Genomic DNA, 23,406 nt, shown 5'->3' on the forward strand with positions numbered 1-23,406 from the left:
CCGCACCCTCGGGCCCGCACCCCCGATTCCCCGCCCCGAGTCGCCGGGCGCGCCACGCGGTGCCGTCAGGCCGTGCGCGGCCCCAGGTCGTACCGCTCCTTGATCAGTTCCAGGTGGAGCCAGCTCTCCACCTCGCGCACCGCGGGCAGCGCGCGCATCTCCTCCAGCGTGGCGCGCACCGCGCCGAAGGATTCCGCGGTGATCGTGCCGACGAGTTCGGCGCGGCCCAGGCAGGTCGACAGGAACGTCACCCGCGCGAGCCCGGCGATCCGCTCCGCCACGGCCGCCGCTTCCCCGGCCACCCGCAGGCTGAAGCCGCACAGGTAGCCCATGCCGAGCACGTCGGGCCGCACCAGCGCGACGACCTTGGCCACCCCGCCGTCGAGCAGTCGCAGGGTGCGTGAGCGGGTCGCCCCCGGCGACAGGCCGACACGGCCCGCCAGCTCGGCGAACGGAAGCCGCCCGTCCTCCTCCAGCGCGGCGAGGATCCGTTCGTCCAGCGCGTCCTGCAGCGCGACGGTCGGCTCCTCGGCCAGCAAGTACGGGTCCTTCACGTGCCGGGTCGCGATCAGCGGGTCGACGGTGCGCACGCCCGGCAGCGCCCGGATGTGCTCGATGGTCCGCTCCAGCTCGCCGAAGCCCGCCGTGCGCAACTCCGTCATGATGGCCCGCCGCCCGCTGGTCAGGGTGACGAACGGCGCCTGCGGAAGAGTGGCGATCTCGCGCGCCACCGGGGCGGCGGCGCCGCGTGTGTCGATGGCCAGATGGGCGGAGGCGGACAGACTGCGCACGGCCGGGTGCACGATGGCCACGACCCGCACGGCACCGGACTCCTGAAGCCGCTGGGCGCGCATCCGGGCGGCCGGACGGGACAGGCCCACCCGCTGCGCCAGCGTCTCGTAGGTCAGCCGCCCGTCGGTCTGCAGCTCGCGCACGATCGCCAGATCGGTGTCGTCGAGCGCCACCTGCTCCACCGGCCCCGCCTGGCCGACCTGCTCCACCCGCTCCACCTGCTGATCTCCTCCGTGGTCGGAACCGCCGCCGGACCCACGGCCCGGACGCCGCCCATTCTCGGCCAGCCCGCCCGCCGCCCCGACGGCGGGGACTCGGCCGCTCGACACCTCGGCGCCGGACCGACATCCACAACCATCTCGTCCGGGCTGGACAAGGAACGCAGTCGAAACGTAACTTCACTACCCGCAAGGCAACCGAATCATTCTTGGAGGACGGCGTGCCGCGACCTGTCGTCGTGATCACCGATACCGAGGAACTGGATCCCGAGCCCGGCGTGGCCCTGCTGACCGAGGCCGGCTTCGACGTCAAGGTCGTCGGCAGCCGCGACCCGGAGGCGATCGCCGGAGCCGCCCGGGACGCCGACGCGCTGATCGTCGGCTACGCGCGGATCGACGCGGCCCTGCTGGACCGGATGCCCCGGCTGCGGATCCTCGCGACCATGTCCGCGGGCTACGACATGATCGACACCGTCGAGGCCGCCCGCCGAGGCCTGTGGGTGACGAACCTGCCCGGCTCGGCCACCGAGGAGGTCGCGGTGCACGCCCTCGCCTCGGCGCTCGCCCTGACCCGGCGGCTGCCACAGGCCGACGCCGTGGTCCGCGCCGGCGGCTGGAACACCGACTTCACCGAAGTGCCGCGCCGCGCGAGCGAGATGACGCTCGGCCTGTTCGGCTTCGGCCGGATCGCCCGCGCCCTCGCCCGCCTCGCCGCGCCCGTCTTCGGCCGCGTCGTCGCCCACGACCCGCACACCGCCGACTGGCCCACGGGCGTCGAGCGGGTCGACCTGGACACCCTCGTCGCGAGCGCCGACGTCCTGTCCCTGCACACCGCGTCGACCTCGCAGACCCGGGGCATCGTCGACGCCGCGCTGCTCGCCCGCACCCGCCCCGGCGCCGTTCTCGTCAACGTCTCCCGCGGCGACCTGGTCGACCCCGCCGCCCTGCTCGCCGCGCTCGACAGCGGGCGACTCGCCGGTGCCGCGCTCGACGTGTTCCCGGTCGAGCCGCCGGCCGCCGACGACCCGCTGCGCAGCCACCCGCGGCTGCTGCTCTCGCCGCACAGCGCCTTTCTCTCCGACGCCTCGCTGCGCGCCTACGCCACCGAGCCCGCGCGCAACGTCATCGCCTGGTGGACCACCGGCCTCCCGCACACGCCCGTCGTCGTCCCGGAAACGGTCCCGGCCTCCGCCGCCTCACCCCGCCACACCCAAGGAGCATCCGCGTGACCGACACCCTCACCGCCCCCGTCACGGGCGGCACCGACGCCTCCGCGGCCGCGGAGGAGCTGCGCCTGCGGCGCGAACTCGCCGCCGTGTACCGCCTGGTCGCGCACTTCCGCATGACCGACCTGATCTTCACCCACATCTCGCAGCGGCTGCCCGGCCCGGACCACCACTTCCTCATCAACCCCTACGGCCTGCTCTTCGAGGAGATCACCGCCTCCGACCTGGTCAAGATCGACCTGGACGGCAACGCCGTCGAGCCGAGCCCGCACCCGGTCAACCCGGCCGGCTTCGTGATCCACAGCGCGATCCACAAGGCGCGCCCCGACGCCCACTGCGTGCTGCACACCCACACCAAGGCGGGCTGCGCCGTCGCCGCCCAGCAGGGCGGTCTGCTGCCGGTGAACCAGATGTCGATGGAGTTCCACAACCGCGTCGGCTACCACGACTACGAGGGCGTCGCCCTCAACCTCGAGGAGCAGGAACGCCTGGTCGACGACCTCGGCACCCACCCGGCGCTGATCCTGCGCAACCACGGTCTGCTGACCGTCGGAGACAGCGCCAAGCAGGCGTTCCTGCGCATGTACTACCTGGAGAAGGCCTGCGAGATCCAGGTCACCGCCCAGGCCGGCGGCGCCCCGCTGATCCTGCCCTCGGAGCAGGTCTGCGAGTACACCGCCCGGCAGCTCTCCGGCGAGGCCGCCTCCGACTTCGAGGACCACGATGCCTACGACCTCGCCTGGGCCGCGCTGCTGCGCCTGGTCGAGCGCATCGCACCCGACTACAAGGACTGACCTCGTTCAGGGACCTGGCGCGAGCGCGCGCCGTACGCGGCGAGGGCCGGACCGTCACCCGCCGGTCCGGCCCTCGCCGTATACATACGCATACGTGCACGGACAACTCTCCGCGCCCCGGCCGGACGCCGGGGCGCGGTCAGCCGACGGGAGCGGCGGAGAGCGGCCCGTGTCCACCGGGCGTCCCGGTGGCACCCGCCGCGGCGGAGTCGGCGGGGCCGGTGCCCGTGGCGGCGGAACCGGCGGGGACCGCGTCCGCGGCAGCCGAGTCCGCCGGAGCGGCGTCCGCGGCCGCGGCCGCCGACCCGTCCGCGAACTGGGTGCGGTACAGCTGCGCGTACCGGCCCTCGGCCGCCAGGAGTTCTCCGTGGGTGCCGCGCTCGACGACCCGTCCCGCCTCGACCACCAGGATCTGGTCCGCGGCGCGCACGGTGGACAGCCGGTGGGCGATCACGATCGCGGTGCGGTCGGCCAGGGCCTCGGTGAGTGCTTCCTGGACCGCCGCCTCCGAGGTGTTGTCGAGATGGGCGGTGGCCTCGTCGAGGATCACGACGCGCTGGCGGGCCAGCAGCAGCCGGGCGATGGTCATGCGCTGGCGTTCGCCGCCGGAGAGCCGGTAGCCGCGTTCCCCGACGACCGTGTCGAGGCCGTCGGGCAGCGAGCGTACGAGGGTGTCCAGCCGGGCCCGGCGCAGCGCGTCCCACAGTTCGTCCTCGCCGGCGCCGGGGCGGGCCAGCAGGAGGTTGGCCCGGACCGAGTCGTGGAACAGGTGGCCGTCCTGGGTGACCATGCCCAGGGTCTCGCGCAGCGAGGCGGCGGTGAGGTCGCGTACGTCGACGCCGCCGACGCGTACGGCGCCCTCGTCGACGTCGTAGAGGCGCGGCAGGAGCTGGGCGATGGTGGACTTGCCAGCGCCGGAGGAGCCGACCAGGGCGATGGTCTGACCGGGCTCGGCGCGGAAGGAGACGCCGCGCAGCACCTCGGCGCCGCCGCGGGTGTCGAGGGAGGCGACCTCCTCCAGGGAGGCGAGGGAGACCTTGTCGGCGGACGGGTAGCCGAAGCGGACGTCGTCGAACTCGACGGCCACCGGCCCGTCGGGCACCCGGCGGGCGTCCGCCTTCTCCTCGATGAGCGGCTTGAGGTCGAGCACCTCGAAGACCCGCTCGAAGCTGACGAGCGCGCTCATCACCTCGACCCGGGCTCCGGCCAGCGAGGTGAGCGGGGCGTAGAGGCGGGTCAGCAGCAGGGCGAGGGAGACGACCGCGCCGGGTTCCAGGGTGCCGCGCAGGGCGAACCAGCCGCCGAGGCCGTAGACCAGGGCCAGGGCCAGGGCGGAGACCAGGGTCAGGGCCGTCATGAACACCGACTGGGCCGTCGCCGTGCGCACCCCGATGTCCCGCACGTGACCGGCGCGGACGGCGAACTCCTGCGACTCCTCCTCGGGCCGGCCGAACAGCTTGACCAGGGTGGCGCCCGGGGCGGAGAAGCGTTCCGTCATCCGGGTGCCCATCGCCGCGTTGAGGGTGGCCGCCTCCCGCTGCATCCCGGCCATCCGGCTGCCCATGCGCCGGGCCGGCACCACGAACACCGGGAGCAGCACCAGGGCGAGCAGGGTGATCTGCCAGGACAGGGTCAGCATGACGGCGAGCGTGAGCAGCAGCGTGACCAGGTTGGTGACGACTCCGGAGAGGGTGTTGCTGAACGCGCGCTGGGCGCCGATCACGTCGTTGTTGAGACGGGAGACGAGCGCTCCCGTACGAGTGCGTGTGAAGAACGCGACCGGCATCCGCTGCACATGATCGAACACCGCCGTACGGAGATCGAGGATGAGCCCCTCGCCGAGCATCGCCGACAGCCGCCTGCCGAAGATGCCGAGCGCCGCCTCCAGCACCGCGATGAGCGCGATGAGCAGGGCGAGCCGTACGACCGTGCGCGGCTCCCCGTGCGACACGATCGCGTCCACGACGTGGCCGGCCAGGACCGGCGTCGCCACGGCGGTCAGTGCGGTCACCACCCCGAGGACGACGAACAGCGCGATACGGCGCCGGTGCGGGCGGGCGAACGCGCCGATGCGGCGCAGGGTCGCGCGGTCGTAGGGGCGGCGTTCCGGCCGGGCGTTCATGACGCTGTACAGCTGCGTCCATGCGGTGGTTTCCATGCTCATGAGACAGAACCTAGGACCTCAAGCTTCGTTGAGGTCAATGTCCGTCCGGAATTCCCGCAGACGAAGGAACCGATGACCCTTTCCCCCCAGCCGCTGCCCGTCCGTAAGCCGCCGTCCGCGCAGCCGCAACCCGTCGTTGACGTGGTGCGGAAAGCCTCTCGCAATGTGAGCCGCGTCCCCGTCCGCCAGATTCTCTGCCTGCTTCCGCTGCTGCTGCTCGGCGTGGTCGCGGTGCAGCACCGCTCCGTGCTGGCCGAGGGCATCGGCCACCTGCGCGGCGCCGAGTGGCCCTGGCTGCTGGCCGCGGCCGGGGCGACCTGTCTGACCTGGGTGGCCGCGGCCTTCACCCGTCAGGGCGCGGTCGTCGAACGGCTGCCCAGGCGGCGGCTGCTCGTCACCCAGTTCGCCGCGGGCGCGGCCAACCACCTGCTGCCCACCGGGCTGGGCGCGAGCGCCGTGAACCTGCGCTTCATGACGGTCTGCGGGGTGCCGCTGGCCCGGTCCTCGGCCGCCCTCGCGCTGTATCTGCTCGCCGAGAGCGTGGGACGGGTGGGTCTGCTGGCCGCGCTGCTGCTCGCCTTCCCGCACGCGCTGCGGCTCGGCACGCTGCTGCCGCACGGGGCACTCGGGCCCCTGCTGTGGGCCGTCGGCGGCGTCGTGGCGGTGGCCGCGGTCGTGCTCGCGGCGGTACGCCGACTGCGCGACGCCGTGCTCTCCTTCCTGCGCACCGCGCTCGGCGAGGCACGCTCGGTGCACGCCCGTCCGGCGCGGGCGTTCGCCCTTTGGGGCGGTTCGCTGGCGTTCCCGGCGCTCCAGGCCACCGGTCTGGCGGCGGTCGGGCAGGCGCTCGGACTGCCGGTGCCGCCCGCGCACATCGCGGTGGCCTATCTCGCGGCGACCGTCGCCGTGGCGCTGGTGCCCACCCCGGGCGGGCTCGGCTCCGTCGACGCGGCCCTGATCGTGGCCCTGGTGGCGGCGGGCGGCCCGGTGGCGGTGACCACGGCGGTGGTCCTCGCGTACCGGATCATCACCGTGTGGGTGCCGCTGCTGCCGGGGGCGCTGACGCTCGGCGCGCTGGTGCGGCTGAAGGTGATCTGACCTCGGTGGGACCCGGGCCCGGCCGAGCGCGGGGCGCTCCTGCGAGACTCGCCCCAGCGAACTCGACGGACCCGACCGATGCGGCGAGTCCGTCGTACGGAAGGGGATTCCAGCATGCCGATCCGGACAGAGCGCCGAGGACACGTCACGACCGTCGTGCTCTCCCGCCCCGAGGCCCGCAATGCGGTGGACGGCCCCACGGCCGCCGAACTGGCCGCCGCCTTCCGTGAGTTCGAGGCGGACGACGAGGCGCGGGTGGCGGTGCTCTGGGGCGAGGGCGGTACGTTCTGCGCGGGCGCCGACCTCAAGGCGGCGGGCGGCGAGCACGGCAACCGGGTCGCCGAGGACGGCGACGGCCCGATGGGGCCGACCCGGATGCGGCTGTCCAAGCCGGTGATCGCCGCCGTCGCCGGGCACGCCGTGGCCGGGGGGCTGGAACTGGCGCTCTGGTGCGATCTGCGGGTCGCCGAGGAGGACGCCGTCTTCGGGGTGTTCTGCCGCCGCTGGGGCGTGCCCCTCGTCGACGGCGGCACGGTACGGCTGCCCCGGCTGATCGGCACCAGCCGCGCCCTGGACATGATCCTGACCGGCCGCCCGGTCCCGGCCCGGGAGGCCTACGGGATGGGGCTGGCGAACCGGGTGGTCGCCACCGGCACCGCCCGCGCCGAGGCCGAGGAACTGGCCGCGACGATCGCCCTCTACCCGCAGGCGTGTCTGCGCTCCGACCGGGCCTCGGTCCTGGACCAGGAGGGCCTGGACGAGGCGGCGGCGATCCGGGGCGAGCTGCGCCACGGCATGGGCGTGCTGGCCGAGGGGCTGGAGGGCGCGGCCCGGTTCGTGCGGGGCGCTGGGCGGCACGGGGCGTTCGGGGACCTCTGAGGGCACCCGCCGGACCGGCAGGCCCGCCGGACGGCGGACCCGCCACGTGAGCGCTGTCGCGGGCGGTCAGGCAGGTGCCGCGGTCAGCCGAGTGCCACCCGTACCGGGCCGCCCTTCGGATCGACCCGTCCGGTCCAGTGGGCGGCCAGGGTCAGGGTGCGGTGGGGCACGGCGGTACGGGTGCGCGGGCGTTCGGTGTGCAGGAGCCGGTCGTCCTGGCTGACGCGCAGCACCGGGCGGGCGACCACGACCGAGGTGCGCAGGACGTACGGGCCGCGCTCGCCCCGGCCGCCGTCGGCCGGGACGACCCGGTTCGGGGCGATCCAGCGCAACGGCGGGTCCACCAGCAGCGGGACGCCGTCGGGCCAGCCGCCCGTGGCGAGCCAGTCCCGGACCGTGCGGCCCGCGTACGCGCCCTCGCGGGCGGCCGTCGCCGCGCTCTCCACGGCGTGCAGCACGCTGCCCGCGGCGAAGACGCCGGGCCGCGAGGTGCGCAGGCCGCCGTCGACGGCGGGGCCGCGGGTGCCGGGGTCCAGCGACAGCCCGCCGCGCCGGGCCAGTTCGTGGTCGGGGACGAAGTCGCCGGTGAAGACGACGGTGTCGCAGGCGAGCGTGGCCGTGCGGCCGTCGCGGTGGCGGACCCGGACGCCGGACAGCCGCCCGCGGCCGACGAGTTCGGTCACCGAGGTGCCGGTCAGCAGCGGGACGCGGTGCCGCAGCCGGGTGTCCGCGGCCCGCGCGGGTGCCGCCTGGGCGCGGGGCAGTTCGGTCACCATGGCCACCACGGCGACTCCGGCGGCCCTCAGGGTGTCGGCCGCCGCGTACGAGACGTCCTCGGCGCCGACGACCAACGCGCGGGCGCCGATGTGCTGCCGGTACAGGTGCACCGACTGCTGGAGTTCGCCGGTGGTGTAGACGCCGGCCGGGCGGGTGCCGGGCACCAGCCGGGCGGCGCGCGGCCGTTCGCGGGCCCCGGTGGCCAGGACGACCGCGCGGGCCTCGATCGTCTCCGGTCCGTGCGGGCCGACGGTGTGCAGGGACAGCGGTCCGGCCCAGTCGAGGGCGGTCACACCGGTACGGACGCTCGCCCCGGCCCGGTCCGCCGCGTCGAGCAGCAGCCGGGCGTACCCGGGGCCGGTCAGCGGGTGCAGCCAGGTGCCGTAGCCGCCGTGGGCGCAGTGCCGGGGCACTCCCCCGGCCTGCCGCTCCCGGTCCAGTACCTCGACCCGGCCCGCGCCCGCCGCGGCCAGCCGGGCGGCCGTCGCCAGTCCGGCCGGACCGGCCCCGACGACGAGGACGTCGACCCGGCGTACGGCCGTCACGTCCCGGCCTCCTCGAAGCATGCCCGTGCGGCCGTCATGTCCCGGCCTCCTCGTACCGATGCCCGTACGGCCGTCACGTCCGTCCCTCCTCGAACAGTGCCCGTACCGCCGCCCCGCAGTAGAAGCCCTGGCAGCGGCCTGCCCTGGCCCGGGTTCTGCGGCGCAGTCCCTCCAGGGTGCGCGCGGGGACGGTGGCGGCGAGCGCGTCACGGATCTCGCCGCGGGAGACGCGTTCGCAGTGGCAGACGAGACGGCCGTACTCCGGGTCGGCGGCGATGAGTTCGGCCCGTTGGTAGGGGCGGGGGAACGCCTCGCCGAGGTTGGGCATGCGGACCGGTTCCAGGTCCCGGGCCGGGGCCGCGTCGAGTCCGTCGGCGGTGAGCAGGCCGACGACGTGCTCGGCGATGGCGAGGGACGCGGTCAGCCCGGTGGAGCGGATGCCGCCCACGGTGACGTACGCCTGCCCGGGGTGGGCGCGGATGCGGTAGTCCTCGTGCTCGGTGGCGGCGCGCAGGCCCGCGTAGACGGCGGTGACCTCCTCGTCCAGCAGCTCGGGCAGGATGCGGCCGCCCTTCTCGCGCAGGTGGGCGAGGCCCTCGGCGGTGGACTCGGTGGCCCGTCGGTCGTGCAGGTCCTCCGCGGTGGGGCCGAGCAGGACGTTGCCGTAGACGGTGGGGGCGATCAGGACGCCCTTGCCGAGCGCGGTGGGGACGGGCAGCAGGATGTGCCGGACCAGGTCACGGGCGGACTTGTCGAACACGAGGAGCTGGCCCCGGCGCGGGGTGACGGTGAAGTCGTGCCGGCCGAGCCGCCGGTCGAGGGTGTCGGCGTGCAGCCCGGCCGCGTTGACCAGCCGACGGGCGCGCAGTTCGCCCCTCGCGGTGCCGAGGACATGAGTGCCGTCCTGCCGACTCGCCGTCTCCACGGGTGAGTTGAGATGCAGGTCGACTCCGTTGCGGACCGCCTGGGTGGCGTAGGCGAGGGTCGTCGTCCAGGGGCAGACGATGCTCTCGCCGGGTATGTGCAGGGCGCCCAGGGCGCCGGGGCCCAGGCGCGGTTCGCGGGCGTACAGCGCGGCGGGATCCAGGTGTTGGGCGTCGTGGTAGCCGTTGCGCACGGCCTTGTCCGCGAGGCGGGGCAGCGCGGCGAGCTGTTCCTCGTCCCAGGCGACGAGCAGCGCGCCGACGGGTTCGACGGGGATGCCGCACTCGGCGGCGTACGCGGCCAGCAGCCGGGCGCCCTCGCGGACCAGGCGGGCCTCCAGGGAGCCGGGGACGGCGTCGAAACCGGTGTGCAGGATGGCCGTGTTGGCCTTGGAGCTGCCCTGGCCGACGTCGTCCTGCGCCTCGACGAGCGCGACGCGCAGCCCGGGCCGGCGGGCGAGTTCCCGCGCGATCGCGCAGCCGACGACTCCGGCGCCGACGACCGCCACGTCGTAGGTCGTCGCGGGCAGGGGCCCGTGCGCGGTGACGGTCATCCGCGCGTCCGGGACGGGGACGTGCGTCGGCGTACAGGCGTACCGGCCGGGGGCCGCCCGCCCGGAGCCGTGGCCGTGGCCGGGCGGGCCCCGGCCGCCCGGGACATCGCACGGGTGCCCTGTCGACGCGTCACACGGGCGCCCCGTCGGCGCGTCATACGGGCGCCGCGTCGAGCAGGGCGGCCACCGCCGCGCGGAAGGTGGCGCGGCGTTCGGCCGCCTGGTCGGGCGAGATGCGCGGCTCGTAGACGGCCGCGGGCTTCCACTCCGGCAGGGCGTCGGCGACCGTCGTCCCCGGGACGGCTCCGAGCAGGGCCAGGGCGCCGGTGCCCAGGGCGGTCGCGTCGGGCAACGCGGACACCTCGACGGGGCGTTGCAGCAGGTCGGCCTGGGTCTGCATGAGCAGCGCGGAGCGGGTCAGACCGCCGTCGACGCGCAGTTCGGACAGCGGGACGCCCTGGTCGGCCGCGGCGGCCTCGGCGAGTTCGGCCACCTGGGCGGCGAGGCCTTCGCACAGCGCGTGCACCACGTGCCCGGGGCCGGTGTCGAGGCCGAGCCCGGTGAGCGAGCCGCGGACGTCGCCGCGCCACCAGGGGGCGGCGAGGCCGGCCAGCGCCGGTACGAAGGTGACGCCGCCGCTGTCGAAGGCGGTGCCGCCGACCCGGTCGAGGTCGGTGGCGCCGGTGATGACGCCGAGGTCGGTGAGCCAGCGGACGGCGGAGGCGGCCGTGTAGACCTGGCCGTCGAGGCAGTAGGCGGTCCGGCCGCCGAGCCGCCAGGCGACGCAGCTGACCAGTCCCGAGGTGCCGCGCATCGGGATGTCGCCGGTGTGGGCGAGGAGGAACGCGCCGGTGCCGTAGGTGCACTTGGCGCCGCCGGGCGCGGTGACGCGCTGGGCGAGCAGGGCGGCCTGCTGGTCGACCACGAGCCCGGTGAGCGGGATCTCGGGACCGAAGGCGGTGGTGGTGCCGACGGGCGCGGCGTTGTCGACGATGTCGGGCAGCCGTTCGCCGGACAGCCCGTACAGGTCGAGGGCGCGGGGCGACCAGCCGGTCTGGTCGAGGTCGAGGAGCTGGGTGCGCCCGGCGGTCGCCGCGTCGGTGACACAGCGGCCGGTGAGGCGGTGCACGAGCCACGCGTCGCTGGTGGTCACCACTCCCTCGCGGGTGAGGTGGCGTCGTATCCAGGCCATTTTGGGCGCGGCGAAATAGGGATCGAGCGGCAGACCGGTGAGGTGACGTAACTCATCCGAGTGTTCGGCCAGTTCGGCGCACACGCTCTGGGCGCGGCGGTCCTGCCAGACGAGCGCGTCGGTCAGCGGGCGGCCGTCGGCGGGGTCCCAGGCGAGCACCGTCTCGCCCTGGTTGGCGAGACCCACCGCGATGACGGGTTCGCCCGCCTCGGCCAGCGCGCGGGTACCGGCCTCGACCACCGAGGCATACAGCTCGCCCGGGTCGACCTCGACCAGGCCACCGGGCAGATGGCGGGGATGCACGGCCGTGAACCCGGTGCCGATGACGCCACGTTCGGGACAGACCACCAGCGCCTTGGTGCCGGACGTGCCCTGGTCGACGGCGAGTACCGGACCTGTCATCTACACCTCTTCCGCAGGTGATCCGGAGGTGATCACAGCCCGACAGCCTGCCGTTGTCGCCGGTACCGCGTCAAGCGGCGCCGACCTGCCGTCCCAGGTCATTCTTCGTTGACTGAGGGACAGTCAACTAACCGCGTAGATAACGAAGTTCGAGACCAACCGGAATCCGGCGGTGATGCCTAACAAGCACCTCTATAGTGACCGCCGTCCCGGCGAGATCTCCTCGACTGCCGCCCAGAGGAGGGCTGTTGTTACTCCACCCTGCCGTCATGCCCCGCCCCCGTCCCGGGGCGGTCGGCTGATGGCCAGAGAGGGAGCCCGACCCTCCTACGACCCCGCAGGCCACGATTCCGCGCTGCGTGCCGCCCTCCAGGAGCTGCGCGCCGGACGCTGGATGTCGATGCGCGGGCTGCTCGACGACACCGCCCAGTGGTGGCAGTGGACGCAGCGCACCCAGGTGCTGGCGGCGGCCGCCGCCGGCAGCGACGTGGTGCGTGCCTGGCTGGCCGAGGAGCCGTCCAGCGTCCCGGCCACGGTGATGCACGGCCGGGTGGCCGTGGAGCGGGCCCTGCGGGCGCACCGCGAGGGCCACCGCCGCGCCCACGAGCTGTGGATCGAGGCCTGGGACGCCAGCCGTACCGCCGCCGACCGCGCGCCCGCGGACCCGGTCCCGTGGGTGTGCCTGCTGTCGCTGGCGCAGCTGGACCGGCAGCTGCTGTGGGACGAGCACCGGGTGGCGGCGCCGGAGCCGACGCTGCCGCCGGGCCCGTGGGGGCTGCTGGCCGAGGCCGACCGGCGTGACCCGTACAACCGCGAGGCCCATCACCGCATGGTGCAGTTCCTGTACACGCGGGCGGCCTCGGAGCGGCTGGCGGAGGCGACCGGCTACGCCCACCGGGTCGCCGGGGCCGCACCGCAGGGCTCCCCGCTGCATCTGCTGCCGCTGTACGTGCGCGCCGAGCGCTACCGGCGCGGCGGTGGCCGCGACGCCGCCCTCGACCTGCACTGGGTGGCGGAGGACGCCAGCCGCGAGGCGCGGCGGGCGCTGGTGACCTGGTTCGAGTCGAGTGTCCCCGAGCAGCGTTCCCCGCAGGACCTCAACCATCTGGCGCACGCCCTGTGGGGCGCGCTCAGTTTCCCGGACGCGGCCCGGGTGTTCGATGCCATCGGGCCGTACTACACGCCTGTGCCCTGGGCGTACCGCGCCCCGGACGGCGGCCGGGCCATGGAGGTCTTCCTCCAGGCCCGCACGCGTTCCCGGGCGGCCTCGCACGACCCCGAATGACGCACTCCCGTTGTTTTTCCGTCTCTTCCGGAGGTTACGCATGTCCCGCACCTCTGATCCGTCCGATCCGCCCCTGGTGAAGGAGAGTTCCGTGGCCGGTCCGCTCGTGGACGCGTCGGACGGGCCGAGCGGCCCGAGCAGCCCGCACGACGAGGAGCAGCGGCTGCGCGAGCTCGGCTACCGGCCGGTTCTGGCCCGTCGCATGGGCGGCTTCGGCAACTTCGCGATCAGCTTCTCGGTGATCTCGATCCTGTCCGGCTGCATGACGCTGTACGGCTTCGGCCTGGGCACCGGCGGGCCCGCCGTGATGCTGTGGGGCTGGGCCGGAGTGGGTCTGTTCGTGCTGTGCGTGGGGCTCGCGCTGGCCGAGGTCACCAGCGCGTATCCGACGTCCGGCGCGCTGTACTACATGGCCGACCGGCTCGGCGGCCGCCGCTGGGGCTGGTACACGGGCTGGCTGAATCTGCTCGGTCTGCTCGGTGCGATCGCCGGTATCGACTACGGCGCCGCCCTGTTCGCCGGCGCCTTCGCCAACCTCCAGTGGGGCTTCGAGCCGACGCCCGGCAAGACGATGTTGATCTTCGTCGCGATCCTGCTGCTGCACGCCGTGCTGAACCTGTTCGGCGTCCAGCTGGTCAGCGTGCTCAACTCCATCAGCGTCTGGTGGCACCTGGCGGGCGTCGCCCTGATCGTCGGCGCGCTGGCGATCGTCCCCGACCACCACCAGTCGCCGTCCTTCGTGTTCACCAAGTTCGTCAACGACACCGGCTGGGACAACCCCCTGTACGCGGCCGCGCTCGGTCTGCTGCTGGCCCAGTACACGTTCTGCGGCTACGACGCCTCGGCCCACCTGTCGGAGGAGACCTCCAACGCCTCGGTGTCTGCGGCCCGCGGCATCGTCCGCTCCATCTGGGTGTCGTGGATCGCGGGCTTCGTGCTGCTGGCCGGTCTCACCTTCGCCATCCAGGACTACGACGCCACCCGCAACAGCGCGACCGGGGTGCCGCCCGCGCAGATCCTGCTCGACGGCCTCGGCACGGACGGTGCGAGCGCGCTGCTCGTCGTCGTGATCATCGCCCAGCTGTTCTGCGGCAACGCCGAGGTCGCCGCCGCCAGCCGGATGGTGTTCGCGTTCAGCCGCGACGGCGCGCTGCCCGGGTCCGACATCTGGCGCCGGGTCAGCAGCCGCACCCAGACCCCGGTCGCCGCCGTGTGGCTGTCGGTGGTGGTCGCCGCTCTGCTGGCGCTGCCGTCGCTGTACTCGGCGACCGCGTACGGCGCGGTCACGGCCATCAACGTCATCGGCATCACCCCCGCGTACGCGATACCGGTGCTGCTGCGGCTCCGCGCGGGCGACCGGTTCCGCCCGGGTCCCTGGCACCTGGGCCGCTGGAGCAAGCCGATCGGCTGGATCGCGGTGGTGTGGGTGGCCGGTGTGACGGTGCTGTTCTGCCTGCCGCAGGCGTCGCCGGTGACGGTGGACACGATGAACTACGCCTCCGTGGCCCTCGCCGTGGTCCTGGTCCTCGCCACCGTGTGGTGGTTCGTCGCCCGCCGCTCGTACGGCACGCCCACGACCGCCGCGTACGGCTCCGACCGGGAGCAGGCCGAACTGGCCGAGGGGATCGTCTGAGGCCTGTCGGTCATACGGTCCGGCAGCCGTCGAAATCGGTCTGAGCTGCCCGCCCTTGCCTCGGGTCCGGTACGAACTGCCCTATCGGATGCGGCAGGATGAGCGATCGCGCCGTCCGCGCGGAAGACGCGGACGGCGCGTTCGCGCTTCCCGGAATCGAGCAGGTGACTACGTGACGAGACTTCACATCAGGCCGTCGGCGGCGGCTCACGCCGCAGATCGCTCCTCCGGAGGCGGCCGGTGAACCGCGCGGTGACGCTCGACGACCTGATGCTCGCCGGGATCGCCCTGGCGGCGGGTCTGCTGGGGGCCTTCCTCTGCCGCACGCTGCTGCGCTGGCTGGCCAAGCACGCCAAGCGCACCCGCTGGAGCGGCGACGACGTGATGGTGGACGCCCTGCGCACGGTCGTGCCGTGGGCCTCGCTCGCGGGCGGCGCGGCCGCCGCGGCGGCGGTGCTGCCGCTGACGCACACGGTGCAGCGGCACGTCAACCAGTGCCTGACCGTGCTGCTCATCTTCGTGGTGACGCTGTCGGCGGCGCGGGTGATCTCCGGGCTGGTGCACACCGTCACCCAGTCCCGCTCCGGTGTCGCCGGATCGGCCACGATCTTCGTCAACATCACCCGGGTGCTGGTGCTGGCGATCGGCTTCCTGGTCGTGCTCCAGACGCTGGGCATCTCGATCGCCCCGATGCTCACCGCCCTGGGTGTCGGCGGTCTGGCGGTGGCGCTCGCCCTCCAGGACACCCTGGCGAACCTCTTCGCCGGTATCCACATCCTCGCGTCCAAGACCGTCCAGCCCGGTGACTACATCCGGCTGACCAGCGGTGAGGAGGGCTACGTCGTCGACATCAACTGGCGTCAGACGACCGTGCGCCAGCTCTCCAACAACCTGGTCGTCATTCCCAACGGGCAGCTGGCGAAGACGAACATGACCAACTACACCCGGCCCGAACAGCACCAGACCGTGCTGGTGCAGGCCGGTGTCGCCTACGACAGCGATCTGGAGCACGTCGAGCGGGTGACCATCGAGGTGGTCGCCGAGGTGATGACCGGGGTCGCCGGCGCGCTGCCGAACCACGAGCCCGCGGTGCGTTTCCACACCTTCGGCGACTCGCGCATCGGCTTCACGGTGATCCTCGGCGTCGGCGAGTTCAGCGACCAGTACCGGATCAAGCACGAGTTCATCAAGCGCCTGCACCGCCGCTACCGCGAGGAGGGCATCCGGATCCCGGCGCCGACGCGGACGGTGGCGTTGCAGCAGGGGTCGGTGGTGATACCGCAGCAGCGCAGCCACGAGGCCGTGCAGGGAGAGGTCCCCCTGCACGACTGAGAGCTCCGAGCCTCGACGGCTCGGAGCTCCAGGCCTCAGAGGGTGGCCGAGTTGTCGTGGTGCCCGCCCGTGCGCTGCCGCGGCACGGCGAAGGACGAGGTCACCGGCGTGACCGTCCAGTCGGGGTGGTTCGGCATCCGCGGGGTGACGGTGCCGTAGAGCCAGTCCCGCAGGAAGCCGGACAGGTCCTGCCCCGAGACCTCCGAGGCGACGGCGATGTAGTCCTGCGTCGTCGCCGAGGAGTTGCGGTACCGGGCCAGGAAGGCCATCTCGATCGCGTGGAAGACGTCCTCGCCGACGAGCTCGCGCAGCGCGTACAGCACCAGTACGCCGCCCACGTAACGCTGGTTGTCGAAGAGGTTGGCCGCGTTCGGCGCGGCCACCGGGCCGGAGTCGTGGCGCCACTGGTCGCCGAGCGCGTAGGTCGCCTTCATCCGGGCTTCCAGCGTGGTCAGCCCCAGCGAGTCCGGCCAGCCGCGCTCGTAGCGGTACAGCAGGCCGTAGAAGTCGGCGTGGCCCTCGTTCAGCCACAGGTCCGCCCAGGTGGCCGGGGAGACGAGGTTGCCGAAGTAGGAGTGGACCAGCTCGTGCATCATGTGCGAGCCGATCTTGGGCTCCGGCTGGAGCAGGTAGTTCGGCTTGTACAGCGTGAGGGTCTGGGTCTCCAGGCCGGTGAAGTCGAAGGCGGCCGGGTCGTCGGAGTTGCAGGGCAGCAGCCCGTACGTCTCGAAGGGGTAGGCGCCCAGCCGGGCCTCCAGCCACTCCACCAGGCCCGGGGTGAGGGCGAGCGCGGGTTCCAGGGCCTCCGCCCGCGCGGTCGGCACGACGTCCCGCAGCGGCAGCCCGTGCGGTCCCTGCCGCTCCTTGACCACATAGTCGCCGACGGTGATCTGCACCAGTTCGGTGGCCATCGGCGAGCGGGAGCGGAAGGTGTACGCGGTCCGGCCCTCGGCCAGGTTCTCGGTGCACACCAGGGAGCCGTTCGCGACACCCTTCAGACCGGCGGGGACGGTGACGCGGAAGGTGAAGTCCGCCTTGTCCGACGGGTGGTCGTTGCAGGGGAAGACGGTGTGGGCCAGGTTGGGCTGGCCGGCCACCGCGAACCCGTCCGGGGTGACGACCCAGCCGGTGAGCGGCTGCGCGATACGGCGCGGATCGGCGCCGTACGTCACCCGGACCGTACCGGCGACGCCCTTGGGCAGCGGCCGGGCGGGCGTGATCCGCAGCTTCTCGTCCACCTGCTCGAACACGGCCTCGCGGCCGTCGACCCGGACGGTGCGTATGTCCAGGCCGAGGCAGTCCAGCGAGAAGCGGGTCAGCGCCTGGGTGGTGCGCAGCTCCAGGGTGGCCGTGGCGTCGACCAGCCGGGTGGTGGCGTCGTAGGTGAAGTCGAGGTGGTACGCGTGGACGCGGTAGCCGTCGTTGCCCAGGCTCGGGTAGACGGGGTCGCCGAGCGTCTCGGAGCCGCGTGGGCGCCGCCGCCCACGGTCAGTGCGACGGCGGTGCCGAACAGTGCGGCCGCCGGGGCCGTCACTCGGGTGCGATATCTCATGGTCAGCCTTCATTCGGGCGGCCGGGTGGTCGGCCCGGCCGTCGTGGGGATCGGAAGACGATCTACTTCCTGGACCACACATTCGGCCGCTTCGGTTGCACGCCGGGACACGGAAGCCGCCGGACCCCTGTCGAGCCGAGGCCGCTCACGAGATATCTTGATGTCGAGCAATGTTGCAGACGTGGAGCGGAGCACCGGTGACTGACTCGACCATCATCTATACGCACACTGACGAGGCCCCGGCCCTGGCGACGTATTCCTTCCTGCCGGTGGTCCAGGCGTACGCCTCTCAGGCGGGCGTCACCGTGGAGACACGGGACATCTCGCTGGCCGGGCGCATCATCGCCGTGTTCCCGGAGTACCTGGCCGAGGACCAGCGCATCCCGGACGCGCTGGCGGAGCTCGGTGAGCTGGCCAAGACGCCCGAGGCCAACATCATCAAGCTGCCGAACATCTCGGCGTCGATCCCGCAGCTGAAGGCCGCGGTCGCCGAGCTCCAGGCGCAGGGCTACGCGCTGCCGGACTACCCGGACGACCCCAAGACCGACGAGGAGCGGGAGATCCAGGCCCGCTACGACAAGGTCAAGGGCTCCGCCGTGAACCCGGTCCTGCGCGAGGGCAACTCCGACCGCCGCGCCCCGGCCTCGGTCAAGAACTACGCCAAGACCCACCCGCACCGCATGGGTGCCTGGTCGGCCGACTCGAAGACGAACGTCGCCACCATGGGTGTGGACGACTTCCGCTCCACCGAGAAGTCCGCCGTGATCGCCGAGGCGGGCACGCTGCGCATCGAGCTGGCCGGCGACGACGGCACCACCACCGTGCTGCGCGAGTCGGTACCGGTCCTCGCGGGCGAGGTCGTCGACGCCTCCGTCATGCACGTGGCGCCGCTGCGCGAGTTCCTCACCGCGCAGATCGCCCAGGCCAAGGCCGACGGCGTGCTGTTCTCGGTGCACCTCAAGGCCACGATGATGAAGGTCTCCGACCCGATCGTCTTCGGTCACGTGGTGCGCGCCTTCTTCCCGAAGACCTTCGCGCGCTACGGCGAGACCTTCGCCGCGGCCGGCCTGACCCCGAACGACGGTCTGGGCGGCATCTACAAGGGCCTGGAGTCCCTGCCCGAGGGCGCCGAGATCAAGGCGTCCTTCGACGCCGAGCTCGCCGAGGGCCCGGCGCTGGCCATGGTCGACTCCGACAAGGGCATCACCAACCTGCACGTGCCGTCCGACGTGATCGTCGACGCCTCGATGCCGGCCATGATCCGCACCTCCGGCCACATGTGGGGCCCGGACGGCCAGGAGGCCGACACCCTCGCGGTGCTGCCGGACTCCTCGTACGCCGGTGTCTACCAGGCCGTGATCGAGGACTGCCGCGCCCACGGCGCCTACGACCCGTCGACGATGGGCTCGGTCCCGAACGTCGGTCTGATGGCGCAGAAGGCCGAGGAGTACGGCAGCCACGACAAGACCTTCGAGATCCAGACCACCGGCACGGTCCGCCTCGTGGACCAGGCCGGCAACGTGGTGATCGAGCAGACGGTCTCCGCCGGTGACATCTTCCGCGCCTGCCAGACCAAGGACGCCCCCATCAAGGACTGGGTGAAGCTGGCCGTCACCCGCGCCCGCGCCACCGGCAACCCGGCCGTGTTCTGGCTGGACGAGACGCGCGCGCACGACGCCAACCTGATCGCCAAGGTCCAGGCGTACCTGCCGGAGCACGACATCGAGGGCCTGGACATCCGTATCCTCAGCCCCGTCGAGGCGACCAAGCTGTCGGTGGAGCGCATCCGCCGCGGCGAGGACACCATCTCCGTCACCGGCAACGTGCTGCGCGACTACCTCACCGACCTGTTCCCGATCCTGGAGCTGGGCACCAGCGCCAAGATGCTGTCGGTCGTCCCGCTGATGGCGGGCGGCGGCCTCTTCGAGACGGGCGCCGGCGGCTCCGCGCCGAAGCACGTCCAGCAGCTGGTCAAGGAGGACTACCTGCGCTGGGACTCGCTGGGTGAGTTCTTCGCGCTGGTCCCGTCCCTGGAGCAGTACGCGACGGCCACCGGCAACACCCGCGCCCAGGTTCTCGCCGACACCCTCGACCGCGCCACGGCGACCTTCCTCAACGAGGACAAGTCCCCGACCCGTCGCGTCGGCGGCATCGACAACCGCGGCAGCCACTTCTTCCTGTCCCTGTACTGGGCGCAGGAGCTGGCCGCGCAGACCGACGACGCCGACCTGGCGAAGGCCTTCGCCCCCCTGGCCGAGTCCCTCGCCGCGGACGAGCAGAAGATCGTCGACGAGCTGAACGCCGTCCAGGGCAAGCCGGCCGACATCGGCGGCTACTACCAGCCCGACCCGGCCAAGGCCGCCGCGGTCATGCGCCCGTCCGCCACCTGGAACGCGGCGCTCGCGTCCATCGGCTGACGCACCGGGCCCCAGGCCCGAAGTTCCCGTCTCCGCCCCGGTCGGCATCCTGCCCGGCCGGGGCGGAGCCGTGTCCGACGCCGCCGTGCCCGCCACCGCCGTGTCCGGCCGGGCGCGGCCGGGGCGTCCGCGTACCCCCCGGTCGCGGCGGGTCACCAGTCCCGGGTGCCGATGAGTTCCTCGACGTCCGCGTCCGGGAAGCCGTAGGCGCGGGCGACGAACCAGAAGTCCTCGGCGATCACCTCGCGGGCCACGGTCTCGATCTCGCTGTCGGCCTCCTCGAACGCCGTCTGAAGGTCGTTGAACTCCTCGGTGGCGGCCTGGGTCAGGACGTACAGCGCGTCCAGGTCGGCGGGCCGCTCGGCCTCGATGCGCTCGCACAGGCGCAGCAGGATCGCCCTGCCCAGGTCCACCACGTGATCGGGGTAGTAGTCGCTGCTGTACAGCCCGCGCAGAAACGGATGTGCGGTCACCTGCTGGTTGTCGATCGGCATGCTGCTGCCCGTCCTTCGCGGCGTTCGATGTGACACCTTGATCGTGCACCACGCCACTGACAACGCCCTGGAGCCGCCGTATGCCGCCCGCCGCACCGTCCTTCGAGCTGCTGTCCGGCGCCGACGAGTCGCCCGTGATCCTGCATGTGCCGCACTCCGCGCGGGAGATACCGCCCGCGGTGCGCGCCGGGATCCTGCTCGACGGCCCGGCGCTGGAGCGGGAGCTGGACCACATCACCGACGCGCACACCGCGCGGATCGCCGCCGAGGCGGCCCGGTCGGCCGCGGTGGCGCCCTGGCGGTTCGTCAACCGGCTCTCCCGGCTGGTGATCGACCCGGAGCGGTTCCCCGACGAGCGGGAGGAGATGCTCGCGGTGGGGATGGGAGCGGTGTACACCGGGACCACGCACCGGGAGGCGCTGCGGGCCCCGGACACCGACCCGGGGCCCCTGGTCGAGCGCTACTTCCGGCCGTACGCGCAGGCCATGACGGAGGCGGTGGCGGACCGGCTGGCGGTGACCGGACGGGCCGTGATCGTCGACGTGCACTCCTACCCGGCCGAGCCGCTTCCCTACGAGCTGCACGGCGAGGGTCCGCGGCCGGCGGTCTGCCTGGGCACCGACCCCTTCCACACCCCGCCCGCCCTGCTGTCCGCGGCGCGTGAGGCCTTCGCCGGCTGCGGGGGTACGGGGCTGGACAGCCCGTTCGCCGGGACGTACGTGCCGCTGGAGTTCTACGGCAAGGACGCCCGGGTGAGCGCCCTGATGGTGGAGATCCGCCGGGACACGTACATGACCGAGCCGGGCGGCCCGGCGGGGCCGGGCCTGACCCGGCTCGCCGAGGCGCTGGCCGCCCTGGTCGACGCCGTCCCCCGCTGACCCGCGCCCCGGCCGGGACGGCCGGCCCCCGCCTGCCGTCCCGGGCTCAGGCGCGCAGCCACTCCGTGACGACCACCTCGGCGCCGGTCCGCAGTCGCAGCGCGAAGGGACCGGCGGGAGGCGCGTCGCAGGTGAAGCGGCCCAGGTCGTCCGCGGTGAGCGGGGCGGCCGTGCGCGGGCCGCTGAGCACCTCGATCCGGGCCGTCTGCGGAGGCAGCACCTGCCCCATCAGCCCCTCGGAGGTGACCTCCACATCGACGCTCAGCCCCTCCGCGCTGAACGTCAGCATCCGCGGCGGGTCCAGCACGCCCCTGACCGGGATGGCGTCGGTCAGCGAGTCGAAGGTCAGCTCGGCGATCCGGGCGTCGAGGTCGCGCAGCGAGAACGCCTCCATCGCGATCCGGTACAGCTCCGTCGGCACCGGGTCCAGGACGGCGGCGGCCCGACGGAGTTCCTCTTCCAGCAGGTCGCAGTCCGGCCCGTCGTCGAACCCGTCCGCCGCACCGTCCTCCGGCTCCTCGTCCGACACCCCGTCGTCGAACCCGTCCTCGTCGAAGTCGTGCCCGTACAGGCCGTTCAGGCCGTTCATGTCGCCCATGTTCACAGCGCTCCCCGTGCGTCGAGTCGGGCCCGCAGCCGGCGCAGACAGCGCTGGCGCAACGGTCCGATGCTGCCGACGGCGATGCCCAGTGCCGCGGACACCTCCTGATAACTGGGTGGCTGCGCGGCCATCAGGACGCGCAGCAACTGCCTGCAACGCTCGCCGAGTTCCTCAAACTCCTGCCACACACGCCGGATGCGCTCGCTCTCGGCGGCGGCCTCCTCCGAGTCGAGCACGGACTGCTCCGGCGTACGGTCCTCGCTGACCCGGTCGAGCAGCTGCGGATCGTCAGTGGGCATCAGCCGCTGCGAGCTCCTGATGACCTTCAGGCTCTCGTGCCGTGTCGTGCTCGCCAGCCAGGAACCGGCCTTGTGCGGTTCCCGGATCCGCCCCAGGTTCTGGGCGAAGCGGAACCACACGGTCTGGTACACCTCGTGTCCGTCGGCATCGGAGAGCCGGTGCGCGCGCACCACCGACCACACCAGGGGGCTGAGCCCCTCCACGAGCGCTTTCCAGGCCGCCGCGTCACCGTCGACGGCGGACCGGACGAGCGCGCCGACATCTGAACGATCCACGGCCCCACCCCTCGTGTACGGCATGTCATCGTACGCCGTGGAGGGGACAGCTCCGGCCCTCATGCGGGAGGCGTGAGCTGCACGACCGGCACCGGACGCCAGGTGGGCGGCCGCAGCGCCGGTACGTGCGCCCCGCGCACCTCGGCGAACCCGGTGTTCGCCGCGAGGAGTTGCCTGCGGGCCGCGCGCGGGTCGGACTCCTTGTGGGCGGTCATGTGTGAGGCGATCAGTCCGGCGGTGACCGGGGTGGCGAAGGAGGTGCCGCTCCAGTGCGCGAATCCCTCGAACATCACCTGGTCGGCCTTGCCGGGTGAGGTCTCCCGCTCCTCGCTCAACAGGCCGGTGTGGCGCGGCGACTGGCAGGTGCAGACGTAGGTGAAGCCGTACCGGCAGGCGTCGTACGTGGAGTGCCGGTACACGTACGGGACGGGTGCGTCGAAGCCGGTGAAGGAACTGGTGAGGCGCTCGCCGGGGGCGTAGACCTGCACCCAGGAGCCGTGGTTGGTGAAGCAGGCCCCGAACTCGCCGTCCCCGCGCAGCGCTCCGACCGAGAGGACGGTGTCGGCGTACTCGGGCAGCGAGGCGTAGGCGGCGGGCCAGAACGGGGCGGCGCTGGAGTTGTTGCCGGCCGCCGCGACCAACAGGGTCGGCTGGTCGCGCAGTTCGCGCATGAAGGCGTCCACGCCGAGCAGGCCGTCGGTGCGGCCGTTGCTGGTGCCGGCCGAGAGGCTGATGATGTCGGGCCAGCCGTCGCGGTCGACGGCCGCGAAGAGCGCCTCGCCGAAGTCGGACTCCAGGATGGCGCCCGCGTCGTTGAGCGTGTTCCGTACGGTGACGTCGGTGTTGGGGGCGACCGCGGCGACCAGGCCGGCGATGAACGTGCCGTGGCCCACGTACTGCTGGAGGACGCCCTGCTCGTCGGTCTCCTGGAGCTGCGGGTCACCGTCGGTGTGGGCGAGCAGCGGGTAGGACCGGTGGTCGTGCATCAGGCCGGTGTCGATCACCAGCACGCCGACCGCGCTCCCCTGGTCGTACGTCCCCTCGGCCGGGGCGGGGTTGGGCGGCTGGGTGAGCG

Annotated in this window: 18 protein-coding genes and 1 pseudogene; 9 read left to right on the forward strand and 10 right to left on the reverse strand. The window is 73.1% G+C overall.

Translation table 11 applies throughout. The features are described 5' to 3' along the window. Window positions 1-65 precede the first annotated feature (65 nt). Window positions 66-1,010 carry an Lrp/AsnC family transcriptional regulator gene (locus FNH09_RS29860; protein ID WP_338017716.1) on the reverse strand — a complete coding sequence of 315 codons (945 nt, stop codon included), beginning with the start codon at window positions 1,008-1,010 and terminating at the stop codon, window positions 66-68. Between the two features lie 221 nt (window positions 1,011-1,231). Here FNH09_RS29860 and FNH09_RS29865 point away from each other — a divergent pair, with 221 nt between their 5' ends. After that, the gene (locus FNH09_RS29865) at window positions 1,232-2,239 is read left to right on the forward strand and encodes an NAD(P)-dependent oxidoreductase (RefSeq protein ID WP_162469306.1); all 1,008 of its coding nucleotides are present in this window, start codon (window positions 1,232-1,234) and stop codon (window positions 2,237-2,239) included. After that, on the forward strand, window positions 2,236-3,030 hold the full coding sequence (locus FNH09_RS29870; RefSeq protein ID WP_162469307.1) for a class II aldolase/adducin family protein: 795 nt from the start codon (window positions 2,236-2,238) through the stop codon (window positions 3,028-3,030). The genes FNH09_RS29865 and FNH09_RS29870 overlap by 4 nt, the downstream gene beginning before the upstream one ends. 139 nt (window positions 3,031-3,169) lie before the next feature. On the opposite strand, the gene FNH09_RS29875 is transcribed toward FNH09_RS29870, so the two are convergent. Continuing rightward, a complete protein-coding gene (locus FNH09_RS29875; RefSeq protein WP_238427183.1) occupies window positions 3,170-5,194 on the reverse strand; it encodes an ABC transporter ATP-binding protein in 2,025 nt (674 codons plus the stop codon). A gap of 165 nt (window positions 5,195-5,359) precedes the next feature. Between FNH09_RS29875 and FNH09_RS29880 the strand changes: the two genes are divergently transcribed. Together FNH09_RS29880 and FNH09_RS29885 are read left to right on the forward strand one after the other, a co-directional pair. Further along, a complete protein-coding gene (locus FNH09_RS29880; protein ID WP_162469308.1) occupies window positions 5,360-6,292 on the forward strand; it encodes a lysylphosphatidylglycerol synthase domain-containing protein in 933 nt (310 codons plus the stop codon). 114 nt (window positions 6,293-6,406) lie between these two features. Beyond that, window positions 6,407-7,171, forward strand: a complete 765-nt coding sequence (locus FNH09_RS29885) for a crotonase/enoyl-CoA hydratase family protein (RefSeq protein WP_152893028.1) — start codon at window positions 6,407-6,409, stop codon at window positions 7,169-7,171. Between the two features lie 83 nt (window positions 7,172-7,254). Here FNH09_RS29885 and FNH09_RS29890 read toward each other — a convergent pair whose 3' ends face one another. The 3 genes from FNH09_RS29890 to FNH09_RS29900 form a co-directional block, all read right to left on the reverse strand. Further along, window positions 7,255-8,493 (reverse strand): FAD-dependent oxidoreductase, encoded by a 1,239-nt coding sequence (locus tag FNH09_RS29890; RefSeq protein WP_162469309.1) that lies wholly within the window; start codon window positions 8,491-8,493, stop codon window positions 7,255-7,257. Between the two features lie 73 nt (window positions 8,494-8,566). Further along, on the reverse strand, window positions 8,567-9,970 hold the full coding sequence (locus FNH09_RS29895; protein ID WP_152893030.1) for an FAD-dependent oxidoreductase: 1,404 nt from the start codon (window positions 9,968-9,970) through the stop codon (window positions 8,567-8,569). 154 nt (window positions 9,971-10,124) lie between these two features. After that, window positions 10,125-11,564, reverse strand: a complete 1,440-nt coding sequence (locus FNH09_RS29900; RefSeq protein ID WP_152893031.1) for an FGGY family carbohydrate kinase — start codon at window positions 11,562-11,564, stop codon at window positions 10,125-10,127. A 301-nt stretch (window positions 11,565-11,865) separates the two neighbouring features. Between FNH09_RS29900 and FNH09_RS29905 the strand changes: the two genes are divergently transcribed. From FNH09_RS29905 to FNH09_RS29915, 3 genes are all read left to right on the forward strand, one after another. Beyond that, window positions 11,866-12,849 (forward strand): hypothetical protein, encoded by a 984-nt coding sequence (locus FNH09_RS29905; protein ID WP_152893032.1) that lies wholly within the window; start codon window positions 11,866-11,868, stop codon window positions 12,847-12,849. A 40-nt stretch (window positions 12,850-12,889) separates the two neighbouring features. After that, window positions 12,890-14,482 carry an amino acid permease gene (locus FNH09_RS29910; RefSeq protein ID WP_238427184.1) on the forward strand — a complete coding sequence of 531 codons (1,593 nt, stop codon included), beginning with the start codon at window positions 12,890-12,892 and terminating at the stop codon, window positions 14,480-14,482. A gap of 240 nt (window positions 14,483-14,722) precedes the next feature. Continuing rightward, the gene (locus FNH09_RS29915; RefSeq protein ID WP_162469310.1) at window positions 14,723-15,814 is read left to right on the forward strand and encodes a mechanosensitive ion channel domain-containing protein; all 1,092 of its coding nucleotides are present in this window, start codon (window positions 14,723-14,725) and stop codon (window positions 15,812-15,814) included. 35 nt (window positions 15,815-15,849) lie between these two features. On the opposite strand, the pseudogene FNH09_RS29920 reads toward FNH09_RS29915, so the two are convergent. Further along, window positions 15,850-17,366, reverse strand: a pseudogene (locus FNH09_RS29920) (M1 family metallopeptidase). Window positions 17,367-17,563: 197 nt separating this feature from the next. On the opposite strand from FNH09_RS29920, the gene FNH09_RS29925 reads away from it, so the two are divergent. Continuing rightward, on the forward strand, window positions 17,564-19,783 hold the full coding sequence (locus FNH09_RS29925; RefSeq protein WP_162469311.1) for an NADP-dependent isocitrate dehydrogenase: 2,220 nt from the start codon (window positions 17,564-17,566) through the stop codon (window positions 19,781-19,783). A 152-nt stretch (window positions 19,784-19,935) separates the two neighbouring features. Here the strand turns inward: FNH09_RS29925 and FNH09_RS29930 are convergent, their stop codons facing one another. After that, window positions 19,936-20,277, reverse strand: coding sequence for a DUF5713 family protein (locus FNH09_RS29930; RefSeq protein WP_152893034.1), 342 nt, complete (start codon window positions 20,275-20,277; stop codon window positions 19,936-19,938). Between the two features lie 80 nt (window positions 20,278-20,357). Here FNH09_RS29930 and FNH09_RS29935 point away from each other — a divergent pair, with 80 nt between their 5' ends. Continuing rightward, the gene (locus tag FNH09_RS29935; RefSeq protein WP_152893035.1) at window positions 20,358-21,155 is read left to right on the forward strand and encodes an N-formylglutamate amidohydrolase; all 798 of its coding nucleotides are present in this window, start codon (window positions 20,358-20,360) and stop codon (window positions 21,153-21,155) included. Window positions 21,156-21,201: 46 nt separating this feature from the next. Here the strand turns inward: FNH09_RS29935 and FNH09_RS29940 are convergent, their stop codons facing one another. From FNH09_RS29940 to FNH09_RS29950, 3 genes are all read right to left on the reverse strand, one after another. Continuing rightward, a complete protein-coding gene (locus FNH09_RS29940; protein ID WP_152893036.1) occupies window positions 21,202-21,744 on the reverse strand; it encodes a hypothetical protein in 543 nt (180 codons plus the stop codon). 11 nt (window positions 21,745-21,755) lie between these two features. After that, window positions 21,756-22,355, reverse strand: a complete 600-nt coding sequence (locus tag FNH09_RS29945) for an RNA polymerase sigma factor (protein WP_238427185.1) — start codon at window positions 22,353-22,355, stop codon at window positions 21,756-21,758. A gap of 35 nt (window positions 22,356-22,390) precedes the next feature. Then, window positions 22,391-23,406, reverse strand: a 1,016-nt coding sequence (locus FNH09_RS29950) for a S8/S53 family peptidase (RefSeq protein ID WP_152893038.1), incomplete at its 5' end; no start/stop codon positions are given.

Source organism: Streptomyces adustus, assembly GCF_009377175.1.
Classification (GTDB): Bacteria; Actinomycetota; Actinomycetes; order Streptomycetales; family Streptomycetaceae; genus Streptomyces; species Streptomyces adustus.